This window comes from Leucobacter sp. USCH14, from assembly GCF_037619215.1.
Classification (GTDB): domain Bacteria; phylum Actinomycetota; class Actinomycetes; order Actinomycetales; family Microbacteriaceae; genus Leucobacter.
Window position 1 is genome coordinate 168,239 of the sequence record NZ_JAQPZP010000003.1, and the last position, 21,251, is coordinate 189,489.

At 68.1% G+C, this 21,251-nt stretch carries 20 protein-coding genes and 1 pseudogene; 14 read left to right on the plus strand and 7 right to left on the minus strand.

What is annotated here, in order from left to right:
- Window positions 1–12: 12 nt before the first annotated feature.
- From PQI23_RS04865 to PQI23_RS04880, 4 genes and pseudogenes are all read right to left on the minus strand, one after another.
- Window positions 13–776 (minus strand): annotated as a pseudogene (locus PQI23_RS04865) (SDR family NAD(P)-dependent oxidoreductase).
- Window positions 777–1,037: 261 nt separating this feature from the next.
- Entirely contained in the window at window positions 1,038–2,522 is a 1,485-nt protein-coding gene (locus tag PQI23_RS04870; RefSeq protein WP_339972094.1) for an ApeA N-terminal domain 1-containing protein, read from the minus strand.
- A gap of 72 nt (window positions 2,523–2,594) precedes the next feature.
- Window positions 2,595–3,668: a redox-regulated ATPase YchF gene (ychF, locus tag PQI23_RS04875; protein ID WP_339972096.1), complete on the minus strand. Its 1,074-nt coding sequence runs from the start codon at window positions 3,666–3,668 to the stop codon at window positions 2,595–2,597.
- Window positions 3,669–3,725: 57 nt separating this feature from the next.
- Complete coding sequence (locus tag PQI23_RS04880; RefSeq protein WP_339972098.1) at window positions 3,726–4,085, minus strand: DUF2200 domain-containing protein; 360 nt, start codon at window positions 4,083–4,085, stop codon at window positions 3,726–3,728.
- A gap of 139 nt (window positions 4,086–4,224) precedes the next feature.
- On the opposite strand from PQI23_RS04880, the gene PQI23_RS04885 reads away from it, so the two are divergent.
- The 4 genes from PQI23_RS04885 to PQI23_RS04900 all read left to right on the plus strand — a co-directional run bounded on the left by PQI23_RS04885 (window position 4,225) and on the right by PQI23_RS04900 (window position 8,609).
- Window positions 4,225–4,809: a 3'-5' exonuclease gene (locus PQI23_RS04885; protein ID WP_339972100.1), complete on the plus strand. Its 585-nt coding sequence runs from the start codon at window positions 4,225–4,227 to the stop codon at window positions 4,807–4,809.
- A 22-nt stretch (window positions 4,810–4,831) separates the two neighbouring features.
- Window positions 4,832–6,190, plus strand: a complete 1,359-nt coding sequence (locus PQI23_RS04890) for a hypothetical protein (protein ID WP_339972102.1) — start codon at window positions 4,832–4,834, stop codon at window positions 6,188–6,190.
- A gap of 63 nt (window positions 6,191–6,253) precedes the next feature.
- On the plus strand, window positions 6,254–7,678 hold the full coding sequence (gene rmuC / locus PQI23_RS04895; protein WP_339972103.1) for a DNA recombination protein RmuC: 1,425 nt from the start codon (window positions 6,254–6,256) through the stop codon (window positions 7,676–7,678).
- 49 nt (window positions 7,679–7,727) lie between these two features.
- Complete coding sequence (locus tag PQI23_RS04900; protein ID WP_339972105.1) at window positions 7,728–8,609, plus strand: HAD hydrolase family protein; 882 nt, start codon at window positions 7,728–7,730, stop codon at window positions 8,607–8,609.
- Window positions 8,610–8,665: 56 nt separating this feature from the next.
- On the opposite strand, the gene glpX is transcribed toward PQI23_RS04900, so the two are convergent.
- Entirely contained in the window at window positions 8,666–9,649 is a 984-nt protein-coding gene (gene glpX, locus PQI23_RS04905; protein WP_339972107.1) for a class II fructose-bisphosphatase, read from the minus strand.
- A gap of 64 nt (window positions 9,650–9,713) precedes the next feature.
- Between glpX and fbaA the strand changes: the two genes are divergently transcribed.
- Window positions 9,714–10,742 carry a class II fructose-bisphosphate aldolase gene (gene fbaA / locus PQI23_RS04910; RefSeq protein ID WP_339972109.1) on the plus strand — a complete coding sequence of 343 codons (1,029 nt, stop codon included), beginning with the start codon at window positions 9,714–9,716 and terminating at the stop codon, window positions 10,740–10,742.
- A complete protein-coding gene (locus tag PQI23_RS04915; RefSeq protein WP_339972111.1) occupies window positions 10,742–11,515 on the plus strand; it encodes a DUF6264 family protein in 774 nt (257 codons plus the stop codon). The genes fbaA and PQI23_RS04915 overlap by 1 nt, the downstream gene beginning before the upstream one ends.
- Before the next feature lie 47 nt (window positions 11,516–11,562).
- On the opposite strand, the gene PQI23_RS04920 is transcribed toward PQI23_RS04915, so the two are convergent.
- Complete coding sequence (locus PQI23_RS04920; RefSeq protein WP_339972336.1) at window positions 11,563–12,594, minus strand: 4-hydroxy-3-methylbut-2-enyl diphosphate reductase; 1,032 nt, start codon at window positions 12,592–12,594, stop codon at window positions 11,563–11,565.
- Between the two features lie 136 nt (window positions 12,595–12,730).
- On the opposite strand from PQI23_RS04920, the gene xseA reads away from it, so the two are divergent.
- Together xseA and PQI23_RS04930 are read left to right on the plus strand one after the other, a co-directional pair.
- Window positions 12,731–13,966 (plus strand): exodeoxyribonuclease VII large subunit, encoded by a 1,236-nt coding sequence (gene xseA, locus PQI23_RS04925; RefSeq protein ID WP_339972113.1) that lies wholly within the window; start codon window positions 12,731–12,733, stop codon window positions 13,964–13,966.
- Window positions 13,967–14,009: 43 nt separating this feature from the next.
- On the plus strand, window positions 14,010–14,531 hold the full coding sequence (locus PQI23_RS04930; protein ID WP_339972115.1) for an Lrp/AsnC family transcriptional regulator: 522 nt from the start codon (window positions 14,010–14,012) through the stop codon (window positions 14,529–14,531).
- An 8-nt stretch (window positions 14,532–14,539) separates the two neighbouring features.
- Here PQI23_RS04930 and PQI23_RS04935 read toward each other — a convergent pair whose 3' ends face one another.
- Window positions 14,540–15,673, minus strand: a complete 1,134-nt coding sequence (locus tag PQI23_RS04935; protein WP_339972117.1) for a class II histone deacetylase — start codon at window positions 15,671–15,673, stop codon at window positions 14,540–14,542.
- A gap of 251 nt (window positions 15,674–15,924) precedes the next feature.
- Here PQI23_RS04935 and PQI23_RS04940 point away from each other — a divergent pair, with 251 nt between their 5' ends.
- The 6 genes from PQI23_RS04940 (at window position 15,925) to PQI23_RS04965 (ending at window position 21,206) form a co-directional block, all read left to right on the plus strand.
- Window positions 15,925–16,911, plus strand: a complete 987-nt coding sequence (locus tag PQI23_RS04940) for a substrate-binding domain-containing protein (protein WP_339972119.1) — start codon at window positions 15,925–15,927, stop codon at window positions 16,909–16,911.
- A 74-nt stretch (window positions 16,912–16,985) separates the two neighbouring features.
- Complete coding sequence (locus tag PQI23_RS04945) at window positions 16,986–18,458, plus strand: sugar ABC transporter ATP-binding protein (protein WP_339972121.1); 1,473 nt, start codon at window positions 16,986–16,988, stop codon at window positions 18,456–18,458.
- A 24-nt stretch (window positions 18,459–18,482) separates the two neighbouring features.
- The gene (locus PQI23_RS04950) at window positions 18,483–19,517 is read left to right on the plus strand and encodes an ABC transporter permease (RefSeq protein WP_339972123.1); all 1,035 of its coding nucleotides are present in this window, start codon (window positions 18,483–18,485) and stop codon (window positions 19,515–19,517) included.
- 88 nt (window positions 19,518–19,605) lie between these two features.
- Window positions 19,606–19,845 carry an exodeoxyribonuclease VII small subunit gene (locus PQI23_RS04955; RefSeq protein ID WP_339972125.1) on the plus strand — a complete coding sequence of 80 codons (240 nt, stop codon included), beginning with the start codon at window positions 19,606–19,608 and terminating at the stop codon, window positions 19,843–19,845.
- Between the two features lie 3 nt (window positions 19,846–19,848).
- The gene (locus PQI23_RS04960) at window positions 19,849–20,529 is read left to right on the plus strand and encodes a DUF4245 family protein (protein WP_339972127.1); all 681 of its coding nucleotides are present in this window, start codon (window positions 19,849–19,851) and stop codon (window positions 20,527–20,529) included.
- Window positions 20,526–21,206, plus strand: coding sequence for a carbonic anhydrase (locus tag PQI23_RS04965; protein WP_339972129.1), 681 nt, complete (start codon window positions 20,526–20,528; stop codon window positions 21,204–21,206). Before PQI23_RS04960 ends, PQI23_RS04965 begins: the two co-directional genes overlap by 4 nt.
- Window positions 21,207–21,251: the final 45 nt, after the last annotated feature.

Here is a 21,251-nt window from a genome sequence, read left to right on the forward strand (position 1 = left end):
GCGGCAGCGCGCTCAGTGCACGGAAAAGCCCCCGTCGACCGGGATGGTCTGTCCGGTCACGTACGCTGAGCCGGGGCCCGCGAGAAACACTGCGGGTCCCATGAAGTCCTCGGGGGCGCCGTTTCGCCCGATGAGCGTTCGCGCCTCGAGGGCGCGCACGGCATCGGGGTCGGATGAGAGCCGCTCGTTCAACGGTGTGCGCACGAAGCCGGAACGAGCACATTCGCAGTCACCCCTCGCGGCGACCACGCCTCCGCCTGCGATCGCGCCAGGGCTTCAAGCCCCGCTTTCGAGACGCCGTACGCACCGCTCGATGCGAACGGGCGCTGCGCCTGCTGCGAGCTGATGTGAATGATGCGTCCGTACCCGCGCTCCGCCATGCGCGGTGCGAGTCGCTGCCCCAGGATGAACGGGGCGTCGAGATTCACCCGCATCGTGCGGTCCCACGTCTCCTCGGTGAGTTCGGGCAGCGGCGGGCGCAGATTGATTCCCGCGGAGTTCACGAGCACGTCGATGTCGCTGACGCGATCGGCAAGCGCATGAGCGCCGGATCGCTCGGCCAGGTCCGCCACCGCGCCCTCCGCCGACCCGCCTCGGTCGACGATATCCGCGACCGTGGCGTCGATGGTCGCCGGTGTTCGCGCTGCAACGATCACATGAGCTCCGGCGGCGGCGAGCGCCGTCGCGATCGCGCGGCCGATCCCGGAGCTCCCGCCCGTGACGAGCGCTCGACGTCCGTCGAGGGAGAAGAGGTTGCTCAGCGCGTCGTACTGCATGTGGTCACTCTAGCGACGCACACGGCGGCACAAGCCATAGAGCCCCCGGCACTCTTCGCCGCTGGCACGTCGCCGCTTCGAGAAACGTCAGGTTCCCCCAGCTTTGCCCTCTTCGAGCATTCCGTGCCGCGGTAATTCATGGCAACACACCAAGAACGGGTTCGGACCTCAAGCCCAATATGCCCGCGGTCAGGCGGGGCGGCTACTTTAAGGGGACAGAGTCTTGAGTGCTCATGCGACCGCCTTCTGGCAGGAGGTCGCTTAGGAATCGAATCCCGGAGCCATCAGCCATTCCCTCGCCGTTCGCGACGTCGCCCTCAGCTGCGGGTGCTGCTGCACGATCTCGCGTTGACGCTCGGCCGGCAGACCAAGCTCGTGCAGCAAGTTGAGGATCACGACCGCCGTCGTCACCTCCACGACGGCGAGCAATTCCTCGAAGGAGTGGTTCGATGTCCTGCCCTCGTGTGTGAGGTCATTGCGGGCCCACGTCGTCCTCCTCGCCCAATAGTCGACGTCCGGCACGAGGAACGCGATTGCTTCCCGATCAGGGCGCTCGACGAGGGCGTGGAGCCGGTCCCGGAGCGTTGGATCGTTCCGGATGGCGCCTTTGAACTTGTCCCGGTATTCATCTGGGACCTGCGCCAGCATCGCTTCACGCATCGTCGTGAACTCCGCTTTGGGAAACGGCTTCTCGTCGATGCGCAGGCCGCGATGTAGAACCTCGGCCGCACCGACAGCAGTCAGGAGATTGTTCTCGACGAAGAGGGCCGGCGCGTATCGGAGGCCAAGGATCATATTGGTCGCCGCTTGCAGGCGGCCATGTGCCTCGCACCAGCGGGGCAAGACCTCTTCGAACGGGAGCGAGTCACAGGTAAAGAACAGACGGCGATGGTCGACCGCCTTCGCGTCGTGCTTGCCAAGCGCTGCGGGAGAGTAAAGAACGTCGGCCCGCCGCGGCGGCAGGGACTTTCCGTCCGGAAGGGCCGATTCGGTCCCGGCCACTTCCAATCGAAGCCAAATCACGCCTGCGGCGCAGTGCGTTGCTAAGGCGATCAAGTCCTGTATCAGACTCGCCGCCTTTAATGCAGCGCTCAATGACAACGGTTCGGATGGAGCGACTCGGACCGAGACCTTGTCCGTCATGCGCCCCACTGTTTCTCCCTTGCGCTGGTCGAGGGAGGGAAGCGTATACGTGTGTACCAGGCGATACTCGGTACCGTCGACCACGACAGACTGCGCATCGACTGGCTTCACCGAGATCTGCCCGGTCCCGTCCAACCTACCGTCGGGAGCACCGTGGAAGCCCTCGAACACCGACGATGCCGCCCAGTAACCCAGGTCCTCGACCGAGATCTCGGCCGCCGAGAAGGCCGCGTCCTCCTCACCCTTGAGGTGCGCGCCGATGATCGCGATCGACGCAATCACAGTCTGTTTGTCCGGGCTCTTTACCCGCGCGAACATGGTCCGCTTCCCGCCAGTGGGGACACAGTCGAGGAGAGTGACCTCGCGCTGCTCAGCCGCCCCGTGAATAACCTTCCACGTTCTCGTGCCTTCTTGGAACACAGTCATCCCGGGAGCAGGCTTCGACATGATGCGATCCTCGAACGCGCCTATCAGCGAGAGCGAAAGGCCTTCCTCGGCGTCATACCGAAGGATGCCTGGAATACGCTCGTCCGGGTCATCCGGCAGCCACCACAAGCCGGCCCATTCGCCAGCCTCGTCAAGGCTCAGTGGATCGTTGGCCATCGCTATCCCTGCTCGGGGACTACTTCTTCCCAATTCCGGCGGTTTCTCCGGGTCGGAACCCCGCCACGGCGATCAGACGTTAAACCGCCACTCGCAGACGTCGCCGTCCTGCATCACGTAGTCCTTGCCCTCCATGCGGGCCTTGCCCTTCGCGCGCGCTTCGGCCACCGACCCGGCCTCGACGAGGTCGTCGAACGAGATGATCTCGCCCTTGATGAAGCCCTTCTCGAAGTCCGTGTGAATCGCGCCCGCCGCTTGCGGCGCCGTGGCGCCCCGCTTGATCGTCCAGGCGCGCGCCTCCTTCGGGCCCGCAGTGAGGTACGTCTGCAGCCCCAGGGTCTCGAACCCGACGCGCGCGAGCTGATCGAGGCCGCTCTCCTCCTGGCCGATCGACGCGAGCAGCTCCGCTGCGTCCTCCGCGTCGAGCTCGATGAGTTCGCTCTCGATCTTCGCGTCGAGGAAGATGGCGCGGGCCGGCGCGACGAGCGCGGCCAGCTCGTCGAGCTGCGCCCGATCCTGCAGCACGGTCTCGTCGACGTTGAACACGTAGAGGAACGGCTTCGCAGTGAGAAGACCCAGCTCCCGGATCAGCTCCAGATCGATGCCCGACTGCGAGAGCACCTTCCCATCGTTCAGCGCGGCCTGCGCCGCCTTCGCCGTCTCGACGACCGAGGGGTCGATCTTCTTGTTCTTCAGCTCCTTCTCGAAGCGCACCAGCGCCTTCTCGATGGTCTGGAGGTCGGCGATGATGAGCTCGGTGTTGATCGTCTCCATATCGCCGGCGGGGTTCACCGCGCCGTCGACGTGGATGACGTCGGGATCCTGGAAGCCCCGCACCACCTGGGCGATGGCATCGGCCTCGCGGATGTTGGCGAGGAACTGGTTGCCGAGCCCCTCCCCCTCGCTCGCGCCGCGCACGATGCCCGCGATGTCGACGAAGCTGACCGGCGCCGGGAGAATGCGCTCGGAGCCGAAGATCTCGGCGAGCACGTCGAGCCGACGGTCGGGCAGATTGACGACGCCGATGTTCGGTTCGATCGTCGCGAACGGGTAGTTCGCCGCGAGTGCGTCGTTCTGAGTCAACGCATTGAACAGAGTCGACTTGCCGACGTTGGGGAGACCTACGATGCCGATAGTGAGAGCCACGGGAGACCAGTCTACGCGGCTCGGGCCGCGCCCGGCGACGACGAGCTCGCAGGGGCGTCAGGCTGAGGAGCCGCGCAGGATCGAGGTCATCTTCTTGCCGCGGGCGACCTCATCGACGAGCTTGTCCATGTAACGGATCCGCTGCATCAGCGGATCCTCGATCTCCTCCACCCGCACCCCGCAGATCACCCCCGTGATCAGACCGGCGTTGGGGTTCATGCGCGGGGCCTCGGCGAAGAATGTGCGGAAGTCCGTCTCGTCGGCGACGATGCGTTCGAGGTCTGCGACGTCGTACCCGGTGAGCCAGCTGATGACGTGATCCACTTCGGCCCGGGTGCGCCCCTTGCGCTCAGCTTTCGCAACGTAGTGCACGTACACGCTCGCGAAGCTCGTCGAGAATATGCGATGTTCGGCCATGCGATGCCTCCGGTTCGACTGGAACGCTGCGGTTGCTGCTGCCCATTGTCGCACCGCTTTCCGCTCATCGCCGGATCCGACCGGTTTCGGAATGCAGCGCGCGACCGCCGGTGTCAGGGGCGTGTGACAGAGTTGAGGGGTGCCCGTCGACTTCACCGCCATCGATTTCGAGACCGCCAACAGCCACCCGTCTTCCGCGTGCTCGGTCGGCCTGGTGCGGGTGCGCGCAGGCGCGGTGGTGGATCGCGTGCACTGGTTGATCCGCCCCCCGGCCGGGCATGATGCCTTTCTCCCGCTGAACATCCGAATCCACGGCATCACGCCGGCGATGGTGGCCGAGTCGCGCGACTGGGCCGAGCAGCTGTCAGAGCTTCGGGAGTTCATCGGGAGCGACGTCGCCGTCGCCCATAACGCGAGCTTCGACATGGGCGTGATACGCGCGGCGTGCGCCGAGACCGTGACGCCGACGCCGCGGCTCAAGTATCTCTGCAGCGTGCAGGTGTCTCGCAAGACCTACGAGATCCCCTCGCACCGGCTCCCGCTCTCGGCCGCCGCGGCGGGCTACGGCGAGTTCGCGCATCACGACGCGCTGGCAGATGCGGAGGCGTGCGCTGCGATCATCTCCGACGCGGCGCGCAGACACGGGGTCGACTCGGTGACGGCTCTCGCGAAGCAGACCGGAGTGCGCATTCAGCAGTTGAAGGCGATTCCGCTCAAACTGTGATGCGCGCGGATATGCTCGTCCTGTGAGGGGCTTGATCCGGAACGATCGCATGGGCGCCCGGTTCCGTGCCGCGCTGGCGCTCGCCTCCGCGCTGCTTCTGCTCAGCGGATGCGCGAGCTGGGGTCTCAGCCAGCGAGGGTGGGCGTCGGCCCTCGAGTCGAGCGACGGCGTCGTTTCCGCGGACTGGCGGTACCAGAACAACTGGCCGAGCAGCAGCCCCCGGTACGACGCCACCGTGATCACGAAGCCCGACTTCAGCACCGCGCAGGCGCACGACCTCGCCGAGGCCAGTTGCGCGCAGGAGACCCGAATCGACGCCGCGACGATTCGCACCGGCGAGACCTCGGTCGCCGATGGCTCGGTGGAACTCCGCGTGGAGGGCGCGTGCATCTCGGAGGCTGCGCTCTCCCGCTTCGCCCGCGCTGCTGCAGCGATGGCGGAGCTCCCGTCGACCGACGGCGTCCGCTTCGCGCTCGGGATCACCGGCACCTCCGAGCAGACCGACCCGTCAGATGCGTACACCGTGCGTGTCACGGCGCCCGACACGGCAGCACTCCCATCGATCGTGCCGGCGCTGCAGAACGCCGCGGACGGCACCCCGCTCGTGCTCACGGCGGAGCGCATCGGGGCGGTCGGAGGCAGCGGAACCTCGGTCGAGGTCTCGCTGCAGACGGGAGCGCGCACCGACGATCTCATGGAACTCTTCGAGCTCGCGGCGCGCATCGATCATCGGCGGATCACGGTGAGCGATGCAGCGATCTCGGTCGCGACCAGCTCGACCGAGGCGGTGACGTCGAGTGCCGCCGCCGAGCTCTCGGCCGCGGCCGACCGGCTGGGCATCGAGGCGCGCATCGCCTTCGACGAGGGCGCCTCGACCGGCGACCAGGATGCGAGCTCCGATGCGGCTCGTGATACCGCCCTCGATCAGCTCACGCGAGTACCGGGTGGCGCGGTCGTGGAGTACGCCTCCCCGGGCTCCGAGCTCGCCGTCCGCACGCACGAGATCGCGGGTCTCGAGGCCGCGGTGAGGATCATCGCCGCGACGCCCGAACTGCGCGGATCGTTCCGCGTCCATGCGCCGGACGGCGGCACCGCGTTCTGGGTGGCGGTGCGACCGGGTGCGGTCTCCCCCGAGGTCGCAGCGGAGGCGACGCGGTCGGGCTTGAGTGCGCGCAGCAGCATCACCGGCATCGATCGCACGATCGTGCACCTGGCGGAGAGCGGGCCGGAGCTGACGATCTATCTCCGCGATGCCAGCAGCAGCGCCGTGACCGCGGCACGCGATGCGCTCGCTCCGTACGCGGGAAGCGGCGTGTTCACCGAGGTGCGGCTCGCTGCGAACGGCATCGATTTCGACGATCAGGTCGTGCCTGCACCGTGAATGTCGGAGGCGCGTGAGACCGTACATCTGCACGTCCATCCCCTCCTCGAAACGCGGTGCTCCATGAACACTCTGACGATCGCGCTGTTGAGCGCCAACCTCCTCCTCCTGATCGCGGTGCTCGTCGTCGTGCTGCTGCGCACCGGTCGCGGATCCGGATCCGCCACCGCTCCGAGCGATATCCGCGCCCTCCCGGCCGAGATCCGCCAGGATCTCTCCGCGCAGCGCGGCGAGATCGGCCAGGCGCTCTCGGGCATCACCGATCGACTGCACACGAGCGCGCAGGCGACGCTCTCGTCGCAGAACACGCTGCGGGCGAGCGTCGAGGCGCGGTTCGACGATCTTCGCGCGGCGAACGACGCGAAGCTCGAGCAGGTGCGGGTCGCAGTGGGTGAGCAGCTGCAGCAGCGTCTGAAGGCTTCGCTCGATGAGAACGCTCGGCGAGTGCAGACCCTCGGCGAGGTGCACGTGGCGAAGCAGACGGAGCTGCAGCAGGTGCTGCGAGATGAGCTCGAGAAGCTGCGTCAGGGGAACGAGGCGAAGCTCGAGAAGATGCGTGAGACCGTCGACGAGAAACTGCAGGGGACGCTCGAGCGCCGCCTCGGCGAGTCGTTCCGTCTCGTGAGCGATCGCCTCGAGCAGGTGCAGAAGGGGCTCGGCGAGATGCAGACCCTCGCCTCAGACGTGGGCGGCCTCAAGCGCGTGCTGACCAACGTGAAGAACCGCGGCAGCTGGGGCGAGGTTCAGCTGGCCCGCCAGCTCGAAGACATGTTGACGCCCGAGCAGTACGCGGAGAACGTGGCGGTGCGACCCGGCTCCGCCGAGCGAGTCGAGTTCGCCGTGAAGTTGCCGGGGCGCGGCGACGACCGCGAAACCGTCTGGCTGCCGATCGATTCCAAGTTCCCGCAGGAGGATTACGAGCGGCTCCTCGAAGCGCAGGAGCGCGGCGACCGCGGTGAGGTCGAGGCCGCGAGCAAGGTCGTCGAACGCGTGATCATCACGCAGGCGAAGCTCATTCGCGACAAGTATCTGGAGCCGCCGCACACCACGGACTTCGGCATCATGTACCTGCCCACAGAGGGCTTGTTCGCAGAAGTCATTCGACGACCGGGCCTCACGAGTCGTCTGCAATCGGAGTTCCACGTGACGGTCGCGGGGCCCACGGTGCTGATGTCGCTGCTCAACAGCCTGCAGCTGGGATTCCGCACCCTGGCCATCGAGCGACGCAGCTCGGAGGTCTGGAAGGTGCTGAGCGCGGCGAAGGGCGAGTTCCAGAAGTACGGGCAGGTGTGGGAGAAACTCGGCAAGCAGCTCGCGACGGCGCAGAACACGGTGAGCGAAGCGGGGCGCCGCACACGCGCCGTCGAGAAGCGGCTGCGTGCAGTGGAAACGCTGGAGCCGGCCGGCAGCGCCTCCACGGCGATCGATGACATGCTGCCCGTCGCTGAACGCGATCACACGACAGAAGGCCTGTGGGATGACGAGTGAGGCATCGGGCGCACCAGATCGCACTTCTCGCGTGCGCTAGCGTATGAGCATGGCCTCTGACGCGCTCACGCGCGCCGCGCATGCTCACGCGGCTCACTCCCCCGCCGATGAGACGCCGCTTCGGCTCCTCGCCCTGGACATCGACGGCACGCTGACCAACAGCGCGAAGCAGATCATGCCCTTCACGCGGAAGGAGATCGCGCGAGTCGTCGAGACCGGTGTGCATCCGGTCATCGTCACCGCGCGCGCCATCGATGCATCCCTGATCATCGAGCGCAAACTCGGAGTGCCCACCTCGCACATCGCCTTCGGCGGAGGCAGCGTCCGCCTGCGCGAGGGCGGCCGTCTCACGGTGCTCGAGGAGCATCCCTTCGACAGCTCCGCCGTCGAACTCATGCTCGACGCCGTGCAGGGCTCCGACGTGCACGTCGGCCTGTACACCGCGACTGAGTGGCACGTCAGCGATATGGGGTTCTGGGGGCTGCGCGAAGCCCGCAATACGTCGATCTGGCCCGACACGGTCGGGGACGGCACCCGGCCGCGTGCCCCCGCCGACCCCGTGCTCAAGCTGATGTTCCGGGGCGATCGCGAGGCGCTTGCGCCGATCAAGGCAGTGATCGACCGCGAGTTGCCGAGCGTGTTCGCGCATCTCTCGGCCCGGGTGCTCGAGGTCACGACATCGCGCAAACACGTCGCGCTGAGATCGCTGAGCGAACGCTTGGGCATTGCGCCTCGCGAGGTCATCGCCTTCGGCGACACCGAGGCAGATGCGCCCATGCTCGAGGAGGCCGGCGTCGGAGTACTGATGGGCAATGCGGATCCAGCGCTGCAGATCGCACCGCACGTCGAGCGGACGCTCTCGAACGACGAGGAGGGCGTGGGCCTCAGCCTGCGGAAGCACTTCCCTACGGAAGCGCCGTTCGAGATCTGAACCCCCGAACGGCGGAGGGCCCGAGCGCACAGCGCCCGAGCCCTCCGATCACCTGATCACGACCAGCGGTTGGGATCCATGTCGCTCGTGACGTGACGAATCGTGCCCGAGTGCGCGCGCATCACGATGCTCTCCGCACGCACGAAGGGTCCGTTGCGCTTCACGCCGTCGACGAACTCGGCATCGGTGATGCCGGTCGCGACGAAGTAGCAGTTGTCGCTCGCGACGAGATCATTCGCCTCGAGCACCCGATCGAGATCGTGACCGGCGTCGAGGGCGCGCTGACGCTCCTCATCGTCCTTCGGCCAGAGCCGCCCCTGGATCACTCCGCCGAGCGCCTTCACGGCGCACGCCGTGATGATGCCCTCCGGGGTTCCGCCGATGCCGACGCAGAGGTCGATGTTCGAGTCCCAGCGCGCGGCGTTCACTCCGCCTGCGACATCCCCGTCCATGAGCAGGCGCGTGCCCGCACCGGCGGCGCGGATCTCGGAGATGAGCTCCTCGTGCCGCGGACGGTCGAGCACTGCGACGCGGATGTCGGACACGTCGACCTTCTTCGCGCGAGCGAGAGCGCGGATGTTCTCGCCGATGGGGCGACGTATGTCGACGACGCCGACGCCGAGCGGCCCGCAGACGAGCTTGTCCATGTAGAACACCGCCGACGGATCGTACATGCTCCCGCGGTCGGCCACCGCGATGACGGAGAGCGCCCCCGGGCGCCCCTCAGCGGTGAGACGGGTGCCGTCGATCGGATCGACAGCGACGTCGCACTCGGCACCCTCCCCGTTCCCGACGACCTCGCCGTTGAACAGCCAGGGGGCCTCGTCCTTCTCGCCCTCGCCGATGACCACCGTGCCGCGCATGTTCACCGTCGAGAGAAAGCGGCGCATCGCGTCGACCGCTGCGCCATCCGCTGCGTTCTTGTCTCCGCGTCCGATCCACGGTGTTGCACGCATCGCCGCCGCCTCAGTAGCGCGCACGAGCTCCATTGCGAGGTTGCGATCGGGCTGCCATTCGCCCAGCGAATCAGGTTCAGTCATGCCTGCAACCCTACCGCGTAGACTGGTGCGACGAAGCGGAACCCTACGAAGTCAAGGAGCGCACATGCCCGTCGCAACACCGGAACAGTACGCCGCCATGCTCGACGCCGCGAAGACCGGAGCGTTCGCGTTCCCCGCGGTCAACGTCTCGAGCTCGCAGACCCTGAACGCCGCCCTGCAGGGCTTCGCCGAAGCGGGGTCGGACGGGATCATCCAGGTGACGACGGGCGGTTCCGACTATCTCGCCGGGCACACCGTGAAGAATCGCGCGGGCGGCGCGATCGCCTTCGCGAAGTACGCGGAGGAGGTTGCGAAGGCCCACGACGTGACCGTGGCGCTGCACACCGACCATTGCCCGAAGAACGCGCTCGACGACTTTCTCCTGCCGCTGGTGGCCGCGAGCGAGGCGCGCGTCGCGGATGGCGGCCTGCCCTACTTCCAGTCGCACATGTGGGACGGGTCGGCCGTTCCGCTCCCCGAGAACCTCGAGATCGCGAAGGAGCTGCTCCCCCGCCTGGCCGCGATGAACGTCGTGCTCGAGGTCGAGATCGGCGTCGTGGGCGGCGAAGAGGATGGCGTGAGCCACGAGATCAACGACCAGCTGTACACGACGCTCGACGACGCAGTCGCGACCGTCGAGGCACTCGGTCTGGGCGACCAGGGCCGCTATCTGACGGCGCTCACCTTCGGCAACGTGCACGGCGTGTACAAGCCGGGCGGTGTCTCGCTGCGCCCCGAGCTGCTCGCGGAGATCCAGCAGGGCCTGCAGACGAAGTACAGCACCGGTGAGAAGCCCCTCGACCTGGTGTTCCACGGCGGTTCGGGCTCGTCCGCCGAGGAGATCGCGGAGGCCGTGCGCAACGGCGTCATCAAGATGAACATCGACACCGATACGCAGTATGCGTTCACGCGCGCCCTCGCCGACTACATCCTGAAGAACTACGACGGCGTGCTCAAGATCGACGGCGAGGTCGGGAACAAGAAGCAGTACGATCCCCGCGCCTGGGGCAAGGTGACCGAGACCGCGATGGCGGCTCGTGTGGCTGTCGCCGCCGAGCAGCTCGGCTCCGCAGGGAAGTCGGTGAGCGCATAGTGGCGGTTCCCCACGAAGACGGAACGCAGGCACGGCCGTCGGAGCGCCCGCAACCGGCGTACGGCGAGCTGGCGCCCGAGGGGTGGGAGTGGACGCCCGAGGCGAATGACGATTCGCGCGGGGGCACCTCTTCGCTGAACTCCAGCGCCCCGGGATCCCCGGTGACCGGAGTGCCGCACAACCTCGGCGCCCGAGGCGACGCGTCGGGCGCACCTGCACCGGCTTCGCCTGCGGCACCCTCGACGGGAGCACGCGAACCCGAGCCGTACCGCGGAGACGCACCGCCGGCCCCGCGCGATCCGGCACCTCGCCAAACCCCGTCGTACGCACCCGAGAACGGCTACGGAGCAGCGCAGCAGAAGCCGCGCACGGCGGATCGCGTCATCACGATCATCCTGCTCGTGCTCGGCATGTTCGGCTCGTTGAACTTCGCCGCATCGATGATGAGCCTTCCGGCGAGTTTCTCGCTGATGGGTTCGGCGTTCGAGCTCGAGAATTTCAGCGTTCCATCCTGGGTCGGCACCGTCGGCACCGTGACCGCGATCGCGATCTTCGCGATCTTCGCCGTGAGCCTCATCTTCTCGATTCAACGCATGCGCGCTCGGAAGCTGGCATTCTGGGTGCCGCTGACCGCGGGTGCGATCGTTGTCATCGGAACCATCATCGTGACGACGGCCGTGCTGTTCAACGTGCCCGAACTGATGAGCGCGGCGTCCGATCCGACCGCGATGCAGAAGCTGCTCGACTCGCTGTCGGAGATGAGCCAGCCGTAGGAGCGAGCAGCGGGCCCGGCGTCAGTCGGGCCCGCTGCTGATCCTGATCAGCGCACGCGACCGCCGAGCGCACGCGCGTCCCGATTGCCTGCCGCGTCCTGCCGCAGTTCCTTCGGGAGCGAGAACACGAGATCCTCCTCGGCGGTGACGGCGGCCTCCACATCGCCGTACCCCGCATCCGCGAGATCGTCGAGCAGTTCCTGCACGAGCACCTCCGGCACCGAAGCGCCGCTCGTCACGCCGATCGTCTGCACCCCCTCGAGCCACTCCTGACGCACCTCGCTCGCGAAGTCGACGCGGTAGGCGGCCCGCGCACCGTATTCGAGCGCCACCTCTTTCAGTCGCACCGAGTTGGAGGAGTTCGCCGAACCGACCACGATGACGAGGTCGGCCTGCGGCGCGATCTGCTTCACGGCGACCTGACGGTTCTGCGTCGCGTAGCAGATGTCGTCGCTCGGCGGATCCTGGAGGTTCGGGAACCGCTCGCGGAGCCGGCGCACGGTCTCCATCGTCTCATCGACCGACAGGGTCGTCTGGGAGAGCCACACGAGGCGATCCGGATCGCGCACCACGAGCCCATCGACGTCGTCGGGCGAGTTCACGATCGTGATCCGATCGGGCGCCTCGCCGGCGGTTCCCTCGACCTCCTCGTGGTCGGAGTGGCCGATGAGGAGGATCTCGAGATCCTGCTTGGCGAAGCGCACGGCCTCGCGATGCACCTTGGTGACGAGGGGGCACGTCGCGTCGATGGCGTGGAGCCCGCGATCCGCGGCCTCGTCCACCACTGCGGGAGAGACGCCGTGCGCCGAGAAGACGACGTGCGCCCCCTGCGGCACCTCGTCGACCTCCTCCACGAAGATCGCGCCCATCTTCTCCAGCGTGTTCACCACGTGCACGTTGTGCACGATCTGCTTGCGCACGTACACCGGAGCGCCGTACCGCACGAGGGCCTTCTCGACCGCGACGACCGCGCGATCCACCCCCGCGCAGTACCCGCGGGGCGCGGCGAGAATGACCTTCTTCTGACCCATCACCGGAACGTCGCGCAGTCGGCCCGCCTGCCGCCGCATGCGGGGCATCGCCAGCGTCACCACGGGTGCCCCGATCGTGCGCTGATCTCGCACCTGGGTGTCGTTCATGAGCGCGATTCTACCGTCGCCGCCTGCGCAGTCCCGGGGCGGCGCGGTCGCGCTGAGCGCCAACTAGGCTGGTCGCATGGCAGACGCAGCATCGAACGGTCCCGCAACGCGGGAGGCCCCGTGGCCCGTCGCCGAGATGAGCGAGAAGATCGCCGCGTGGATCGATCGGCTCGGTCAGGTGTGGATCGAGGGCGAGGTCACGCAGTGGCAGCTGCGCGGCGGTCACGTCTACGGCAAGCTGCGCGACCTGCAGCAGGACGCGACCGTCAGCTTCACGGTCTGGCGCTCGGTCGCGCAGCGGTTGACGAGCGACTTCTCGCAGGGCGACCGCGTCGTCGCGCTCGTGAAGCCGAATTTCTGGGTCAAGGGCGGCTCGCTCACGGTGCAGGTGTTCGACATCTCGCACGTGGGGATCGGCGAGCTGCTCGAGCGGCTCGAGCGGCTCCGCCGGCAGCTGCAGGCAGAGGGCCTGTTCGACGCCGGCCGCAAGAAGCGCCTCCCCTTCCTCCCCGGGCGCGTCGGACTGGTGACGGGGCGCGATTCGGACGCCGAGAAAGACGTCGTGCGCAACGCCACCTTGCGCTGGCCGGGAGTGCAGTTCACACTCCACTACGCCGCGGTGCAGGGGGATCGCGCGGCCGCCGAGGTGGCCGCGGCGATCGAGACCCTCGATCGCGACCCCGACATCGATGTGATCGTCGTCGCGCGCGGCGGCGGAGACTTCCAGAACCTGCTGCCGTTCAGCGACGAGCGCGTGGTGCGGGCGGCGAGCGCGGCCACCACGCCGATCGTGAGCGCGATCGGGCACGAGGCGGATCGCCCGCTGCTCGACGAGGTGGCCGATCTGCGCGCTTCGACGCCGACCGACGCGGCGAAGCGCGTCGTGCCCGACGTCGGCGAGGAGCTGGCCGGGCTCGACCAGGCGCGGGCCCGGCTGACGACGCGCCTCGGCCAGGTGCTCGCCCACGAGACGGATCGCATCGCGCAGCTGCGGGGTCGCCCGGTGCTCGCGGCGCCGGATCGCCTCGTCGACGAGCGCGCCGAGGAGCTCGTCCGCTGGATCTCCCGCGGCACCGAGCTCGCAGACCGCGCTGTCGAGGACCGCGGTCGGGTCCTCGCCGAGGCGCGCGGCAGACTCGCCGCGCTCTCGCCCCGCGCGACGCTCGAGCGGGGGTACGCGATCGCGCAGATCACCGACGAATCCGGCGCTCCCGGCGCTGTGCTGCGGAACCCGTCGGATGCGCCGGAGGGCACCGCGATCCGGCTCTCGCTCGCCGAAGGCTCGCTCGACGCGCTCACGACCGAGCGCTGATCGCGCGCGGGCTCCCGTGCGGGCGCGTGCCATACTGCATGACATGGCGAAAGCACGGAAGCCCGGCCCCGAAGACGGATCCTCCTCGGGCGAAGCTCCAGAGCCCTTCGGCGTGCTCGACGAGCTCGACGAGCAGCTCATCGTGCTGCTCGAGCGAGACGGCCGCATGAGCTACTCCGACCTCGGGAACGAGGTCGGTCTCACCCCGGGTGGCGCCCGGGCGCGCGTGAAGCGACTGCAGGAGCGCGGCGTCGTGCGCGTCATCGGCGTGACGAGCCCGAACGCCGTGGGGCTCAGCAGCATCGCGAGCCTGCAGATCGAGGTGTCCGGGGACATCGACGCGGTCGCCGATCGCATCGCGGCGTTCGAAGGCGTCCGCTACGTCGTGCTGGGCTCGGGCAGGTTCAGCATTCTGGTCGAGGTGTACGCGACGACCCCCGCAGAGCTCTTCACGCTGATCAACCGGCAGATTCGCGAGATCCGCGGCGTCTCCCACATCGAGACGTTCCTCTACGACTCGGTGCACACGCACCGGCCGATCTTTCCGCTGCTGAACGGACGATGACGAGTCGCTCAGTCGCCGGGCCGTTCGATGACGAGGCCCAGCGCCCGCGCGAGCTCGGCTGACTGATCGATGACCGCGGTCTGCCAGTCGGTGAGCGTTCGCGTGGGCGAGTCGCCCACAGACAGGTTGAAGGGATCCTCGACGCCGGTGCGCACGCCGCTCAGCGCCTCGAGCACGGCGACGCCGCAGAACGGCACGTGCACCGCCGAGTACCCGCCCTCGTGCGAGAAGACGATCTTCCCGTCGCACGCTTCGTCCGCGATCGCGAGCAGTCGTTCCGCGATGCCGCGGAAGCCCTCGGAGGTCACACTCATCCGCCCGAGGGGGTCGAGTGCAGACGGGTCGAAACCGCTCGATACGAGGATGAGATCGGGTGCGAACGCAGTGATGGCCGGGCGGGCGACCTCGTCGACGACCGACCAGTACGCCCCGTCACCCGATCCCGCGGGAAGCGGCACATTGATGTTGGTTCCCGCGCCGGCACCGGCGCCCTGCTCGTCGACCAGGCCGCTGTCGACCGGGAACAGGCGATCCTGGTGCACGGAGATGGTGAGCACGTTCGGGTCGTCCCAGTAGATCTTCTGCGCCCCGTTGCCGTGATGCACGTCGTAGTCGAAGATCGCAACGCGATTCACCCTGCCCGCCGCACGGAGCGCCTCGATCGCCACCGGCACGTTCGCGAACAGGCAGTACCCGCGCCCCTGATCCGGCTCGGCATGATGCCCGGGCGGGCGCACGAGGGCGTAGGCGTTGTCGACGACGCCGTCGAGCACCGCCTCCGCGGCCGCGAGCGTGCCGCCCGCCGCGAGACGGGCGAGGTCGTACCCGCCGCGCCCGAACGGTGAGAAGCCGTCTCCGGCATCACCTCCGGCGCGTTCGGATTGCTCGCGGATGCGTGCGACGTGCCCCGCGGTGTGCACGCGCAGCAGATCCTCCGCCTCGACCTCCCGGGCGGGGATCCGCACGAGCGACTCCAGCAGGCCGGACACCTCGACGAGGCCCGCGAACCGAGCCTTCGACTCGGGGCTCTCGAAATTGCGATACGGCTGCACGAATCCCCCCGACGGGTAGATCCCGGCGTGCGTACCCGTGTCGTGCCATGCGTACCGTTCGTGCCAGACGTATCCGGTTCTGCGCTCCATTGCGTGTGTCCTTCCAGTCATTCCGGTGGTCCGCGCGTTCGATGACGCCGGTTCCGGTGGCCACCACCATAGTCGGCAGGATTCACGATCCACAAACAAAACGGACTTGTGAATGTCGAAATATAAATGAAACATTCTCAGCGTTGACTTTTGGAAGTTGATCGTGGTCTTATGGTGACGCTGCGGGCCAGGGCCGGCTCGACAACGGAGGGCAGCGGTGCCCACGAGCATCCCGACGAAGGAGTCAACTCATGAAACGCACTCGTGCACTATTCGGCGGTCTCGCACTCGCGGCGGCCGCAGCGCTCGCCCTGAGCGGATGCAGTTCGGACGACGGCGGGGGCGGTGCATCCAGCGGCTCCGAATCGAAGGGCGCCGTCGCGATGAGCTTCGCCGGCCTCGACATCCAGATCTGGAACGACATGCTGCCCTTCATGGAGACGATCGTGACCGACGCGGGATACGAGTTCGTCACCGACGACCCCAAGTGGAACGCGCAGACGCAGGTGCAGGACTGGGAATCGTGGCTCGTGCGCGGCGACATCAAAGCGATCATGGGGTACCCCGTGCAATCCGACGCCATGGTCGCCGTCACTCAGCAGGCGACCGACGCCGGAATCCCGATCCTCGGCTACGGCAGCACCTGGGACGGCGTCGCCGCGGCAGTCATGCTCGACCACGAGGCCGACGGGAAGAAGGCCGGAGAGAAGGCAGCCGAGTGGATCGAGGAGACCTACGGCGACGAGCAGGTCGACGTCGCCTTCCTCGGGTGGCCCGATACCGATCTCGGGCGACTCCGCGGCCAGGGGATGCTCGACGCTCTCGACGCTGCCGGGCTCAACCTCGACATCACTGAGCACAAGGTGTTGAGCCTCGACGACGGCTATGCAGCGGTGCAGAACCAGCTCAACGCCGCACCCGATACGAAGGTCTGGCTCGCGATCGCGAACGATCCCGCTCTCGGCGCGTACCAGGCGCTCACCGACTCCGGCGTGTCTCCGACCGATGACAGCATGCTCCTGCTCAATCTGGATGCGACCGACGCCGAGCTCGAAGTCATCATGGAACCAAATTCGTTCTGGCGCTACGCGTACATCGCCCCGGCCCGTCAGCTCGCCGAGGCCAATGCTCAGATGCTGGTGGATGCGGCAGAGGGCGACCCCGTGGAGGATCAGTCCGTTCCGGTGACCGAGGTCACCAGCGAGAACGCCGAGGACTTCCTGCTGGCGAACCAGTAGTACCGCACGGGGCGCCCGGTTGCTCCCGGGCGCCCCCGGCGAACCCGTTCGCCGGAATGAGAGAGGACCCCCTCATGGTCGACAGCACGTATCGGCTCGAGTACAGCGGCGTCACCGTCGACTTCGGCGCGACGCGCGCGCTCGAGGACATCACCTTCTCGATCGCCCCCGGCGAGATCGTGGGACTGCTCGGGCACAACGGAGCGGGCAAGAGCACACTGTTCAACGTCACCACCGGGGTGATCGGAGCGAGCAGCGGCGCATTCAGCATCGATGGAACGCGCATCGAGAAGCGTCTGACTCCGCGCGAGGCCGCTCAGCACGGCGTCACCGTCATCCACCAGGAGCCCGCGCTGGCGCCGAACATGTCCGTACTCGAGAACCTCTTCCTCGCCCGCACGGCACCGCGCGGCGCCGAACGACGGGCCCGGGCGCATCGCGCCCTCGAAGCCGTGGGCGCCGAGATCCCGCTCGAGATCCCGGTGGAGGCACTGGGACTCGGGGAGCGCCAGCTCGTCGACATCGCCCGAGGCATGCTCTCCGGCGAGATGAAGGTGCTGCTGCTCGACGAGCCGACGGCCGCGCTCGGTCGCGCGGAGACCGACGCGCTGCACGACCTCATTCGCGGATTCGCCGAGCGGGGCATCGCCGTCGTCTACGTCTCGCATCGTCTCCCCGACATCATGGAGGTCTGCACGCGCATCGTCGTGCTGCGCGGCGGACGCCTGGTCGTCGACGGACCGGCGAGCGACTTCACGCCGGCGAAGCTCGCCGACGCGCTGGTGCCCGACCTGCGGTCGCTCGACTTCACGCACGTCACCCCCGGCGCGGAGGTCGTCTCGGTCGATACGCCCGGCGGTGCGGTGCGGGCCCGTGCCGGCGAGGTGGTCGGACTGTTCGGAATGGCCGGCGGCGAGCAGTTCGAGATCGCGGCCCGACTCGCAGGCGCGGCCAGGACCCCGCAATCATTCGCACTGCAGGGAGAGCCCGTGCGCTTCACCTCACCGGGCCATGCGATCAGACGCGGCGTGTTCTTCGTGCCTCCCGACCGCGACACCGAGGGGCTCATAGCGTCGGAGACCGCTCTCGACAACGTCATGCTTCCGTGGCACTCCTCGGGCCCGGGGCGCGGGTGGTGGGTGTCGCCCCGATCCGGCACCGAGATCTACGAGCGAGCTCGGGCCGCGCTCGATATCCGAGGGCCCTCCGCCGACGCGGAGGTGTCCCAGTTCTCCGGCGGCAACCGCCAGAAGCACCTGCTCGCCCGATGGCTCTACCCCGCTCAGCCGACACTGCTGATCCTCGCCCAGCCGACCCAGGGCGTCGACGTCGGCGCGAAGCTCGACATCGTCGAGGCGACCCGCGCCGCCGCCGCCCGCGGTGCGGCGGTGCTCGTCGCCTCGAGCGAGTCCGACGAGATCGCGAGCATGTGCGATCGCGCCTACACGGTGCTCGGCGACCGCCTCGTCCCCGTTCCCCGATCCAGCACCTTCAACGAAGACCTCCTGACCTCGCTCCTCGCCATCGCAGAGCCGACCCGCGCCTGAACCGGCGCCCGAACGGAACTCCCCATGAACGCAGAACGCCTGAAGATCTTCGCCGCGAAGAACGGCATCTTCCTCGCCCTGATCGTGCTCATCACCGTCTTCTCGATCCTTCGGCCCAACTTCTTCACCTTCGCGAACGGGCAGAGCATCCTGCTGCAGGCCGCTGAGCTCGGACTGATCGCGATCCCCGCCGCGTTCCTCATCATGTCGGGCACGATCGACCTGTCCGTGGGCTCGGTAGCCTCGGCCGCGGCGATCACCGGAGGCCTCATGATGAGCGCGAGCGGCTCGACGCTGCTCGGTTTCGGCGTCGCCGTCGCGACCGGAATCGTCGCCGGCGCCCTCAACGGCTTCCTGGTCGCCTACCTGCGACTCAACTCGTTCGTGGTCACGCTCGGCGCTCTGAGCGTCTGGGGCGGCCTCGCACTGCTCCTCTCCGACGGCCGCACGATCCCCCGCGCCGAGCTTCCCGAAGCGTTCCGGAGCATCGGCACGTTGAAAGTCGGCCCCATCCCGATCCAGATCATCGCGCTCATCGCGGTCATTGCGCTCGGGTGGTACGTGCTCAACCACACGACGTTCGGCAAGTCCGTCAAAGCGATCGGCGGGAACGAGCGCGCCGCCCGGCTGATGGGCGTCAACGTGCAGCGCTCGCGCTTCCTGCTCTTCGTCGCGACCGGCGCGTTCGCCGCTCTCGCCGGTCTGTTCCTCTCCGCGAAAGTGCAATCGGCGAACCCCAACATCGGATCCGGCCTCGAGCTCGAAGTGCTCACCGTCGTGCTGCTCGGCGGAGTCGCCTTCGAGGGCGGCGTGGGGCGCATCAGCGGCGTGGTCGCCGGACTGCTGTTCTTCCGCGTCCTGCGCGCGGGTCTCGTCTTCATGCAGGCGTCGCCCTTCCTCCAGACGATCCTGGTCGGCGCGACGCTGATCATCGCGGTCGCTCTCGACAGCTCCATCCAGCGCATGATCCGCTCGTCCTGGGCCAAACTCGGCAAGCGGGCGGCGGGGCGCGATCCAGACGACGACGGCGAACGAGCGGAGACGACCGAGCGCGGGTGATCCGTCGCTCGTCCCCCGCCCCGCTCTCCCCCTCGGCCGCACCCCGGCCCCGGCATCCGTGTCCGCGGCGGCGGGTAGACTGATCCGCATGGCAGATACGGCGGCTCCGGATCCCGCCTCCCTCTCGTACGAGGAGGCGCGCGACGAGCTCATCCAGGTGGTCGGCCGCCTCGAGCAGGGCGGAGCGACCCTCGAAGAATCCTTGCAGCTCTGGGAACGCGGGGAAGCCCTGGCGTCGCGCTGCGAGGAGTGGCTGCTCGGTGCGCGCCAGCGGCTCGAGGCGGCGCGCAAGAACGTCGGCGAGGGCTCCGGCGGGGGTGACGCGTAAGCGATGGCGAAGCGCAAAACGCCGGCGATCGTCGCCGAGCTCGGGAGACCCGAGACCCCGCAGGAGACCGCGACGCGCAAGGCCCGAGACAGCCGCCTGTACCGCGAGCGCAAGACGGTCAACAATCTCGTCTTCTCCCTGCTCGTGAGTCTGGGACTGGTGCTCGTCATCTTCCTGATGGTGCCCCGCGGAACCGGAGGCTTCGCCGAGCACGAGGTCGACGTCGTCTCGCTCGCGGCCGAAGCGGCGCCGAGCGCCGGTCGCGACTTGGCGGCGCCGGAAGTGCCCGAGCCGTGGAAGGCGAAGCAGGCCGAGCTGCGCGGCGGCGACGGAGTGACGGCGTGGCAGATCAACTACACCACGGTCGACGACGCGACCGGCGTCGAGGCGTACGCCGCGGTGACGCAGGCGTTCACCCCCGACGGCGCCCCCGTCGAAGACGTGTGGATCGCCCAGCAGCTCGAGCAGCAGGCGCCGACCGGCAACGAGACGCTGGGCGGCCTCGACTGGATCACCTACGATCACAGCGATCGCGATCCCGACAGCTCGAACGTGCTCTTCGCACTGCAGGCGCAGCACGGCGACGACACGATCCTCGTCTACGGCACCGACTCCCCGGCGACGCTCCGCATGCTCGCAACGGAAGTCGCCGATTCACTCTCCGAACCGAAGGGAACTGCATGACCGCCCCCAGAGTCACGCCGCAGCAGGCGTGGGACGCACTCGTCGCCGGCAACCAGCGCTTCATCGACGGCGGGCCGCAGCACCCCCGACAGGACGTCGAACGACGCCACGAGCTCACCAAGGGGCAGGACCCCGACGCCGCGCTCTTCGGCTGCTCCGACTCACGGCTGGCCGCGGAGATCATCTTCGACGCGGGGCTCGGCGACCTCTTCATCGCCCGCAACATGGGGCACGTCGTCGCGGAATCGATCACCGCGTCCATGGAGTACGCGGTCGCGAACCTCGGCGTCGCCGTGATCGTCGTGCTCGCCCACGACTCGTGCGGTGCGGTCGCCGCTGCGATCGGGCAGATGGAACAGGATCCGGCTGCCGTGCCGACGGCGGTCGAGAACACCCTCGCGCCGATCCTGCCGTCGGTGCAGGAGCTCTGGCTGCGCGAGCACCGAGACACCCCCTACGTCGACGCCTCGTCCATCGACGCCGACGCGGTGGGACGCGTGCATCTCGCCGCGACCGTCAATCAGTTGCTGCGCAGCTCGCGCATCATCAGCGATGCCGTCGCCGCCGGCCGACTCGGCATCGTCGGCTGCCAGTACCGGCTCTCGGAGGGCCGCGCCGTCGCCGTGAGCGCCGTCGGGCACCTCGACATCGCGGGGGCCGAACCGATCGCCGCCTGAGCGCGTGCGGCCCTGACACGAACTTCTCCGACCCACGAGCAGTAT

What these genes read in the sequence shown, in the direction of transcription:
- PQI23_RS04950 (WP_339972123.1), top strand. Translation starts at nt 18,483, where the DNA reads ATGAACGCAGAACGCCTGAAGATCTTCGCCGCGAAGAACGGCATCTTC.
- PQI23_RS04880 (WP_339972098.1), bottom strand. Translation starts at nt 4,085, where the DNA reads ATGGCCGAACATCGCATATTCTCGACGAGCTTCGCGAGCGTGTACGTG.
- rmuC (WP_339972103.1), top strand. Translation starts at nt 6,254, where the DNA reads ATGAACACTCTGACGATCGCGCTGTTGAGCGCCAACCTCCTCCTCCTG.
- glpX (WP_339972107.1), bottom strand. Translation starts at nt 9,649, where the DNA reads ATGACTGAACCTGATTCGCTGGGCGAATGGCAGCCCGATCGCAACCTC.
- PQI23_RS04870 (WP_339972094.1), bottom strand. Translation starts at nt 2,522, where the DNA reads ATGGCCAACGATCCACTGAGCCTTGACGAGGCTGGCGAATGGGCCGGC.
- PQI23_RS04900 (WP_339972105.1), top strand. Translation starts at nt 7,728, where the DNA reads ATGGCCTCTGACGCGCTCACGCGCGCCGCGCATGCTCACGCGGCTCAC.
- PQI23_RS04940 (WP_339972119.1), top strand. Translation starts at nt 15,925, where the DNA reads ATGAAACGCACTCGTGCACTATTCGGCGGTCTCGCACTCGCGGCGGCC.
- PQI23_RS04955 (WP_339972125.1), top strand. Translation starts at nt 19,606, where the DNA reads ATGGCAGATACGGCGGCTCCGGATCCCGCCTCCCTCTCGTACGAGGAG.
- xseA (WP_339972113.1), top strand. Translation starts at nt 12,731, where the DNA reads ATGGCAGACGCAGCATCGAACGGTCCCGCAACGCGGGAGGCCCCGTGG.
- PQI23_RS04960 (WP_339972127.1), top strand. Translation starts at nt 19,849, where the DNA reads ATGGCGAAGCGCAAAACGCCGGCGATCGTCGCCGAGCTCGGGAGACCC.
- PQI23_RS04930 (WP_339972115.1), top strand. Translation starts at nt 14,010, where the DNA reads ATGGCGAAAGCACGGAAGCCCGGCCCCGAAGACGGATCCTCCTCGGGC.
- PQI23_RS04920 (WP_339972336.1), bottom strand. Translation starts at nt 12,594, where the DNA reads ATGCCCCGCATGCGGCGGCAGGCGGGCCGACTGCGCGACGTTCCGGTG.
- PQI23_RS04965 (WP_339972129.1), top strand. Translation starts at nt 20,526, where the DNA reads ATGACCGCCCCCAGAGTCACGCCGCAGCAGGCGTGGGACGCACTCGTC.
- PQI23_RS04945 (WP_339972121.1), top strand. Translation starts at nt 16,986, where the DNA reads ATGGTCGACAGCACGTATCGGCTCGAGTACAGCGGCGTCACCGTCGAC.
- PQI23_RS04935 (WP_339972117.1), bottom strand. Translation starts at nt 15,673, where the DNA reads ATGGAGCGCAGAACCGGATACGTCTGGCACGAACGGTACGCATGGCAC.
- fbaA (WP_339972109.1), top strand. Translation starts at nt 9,714, where the DNA reads ATGCCCGTCGCAACACCGGAACAGTACGCCGCCATGCTCGACGCCGCG.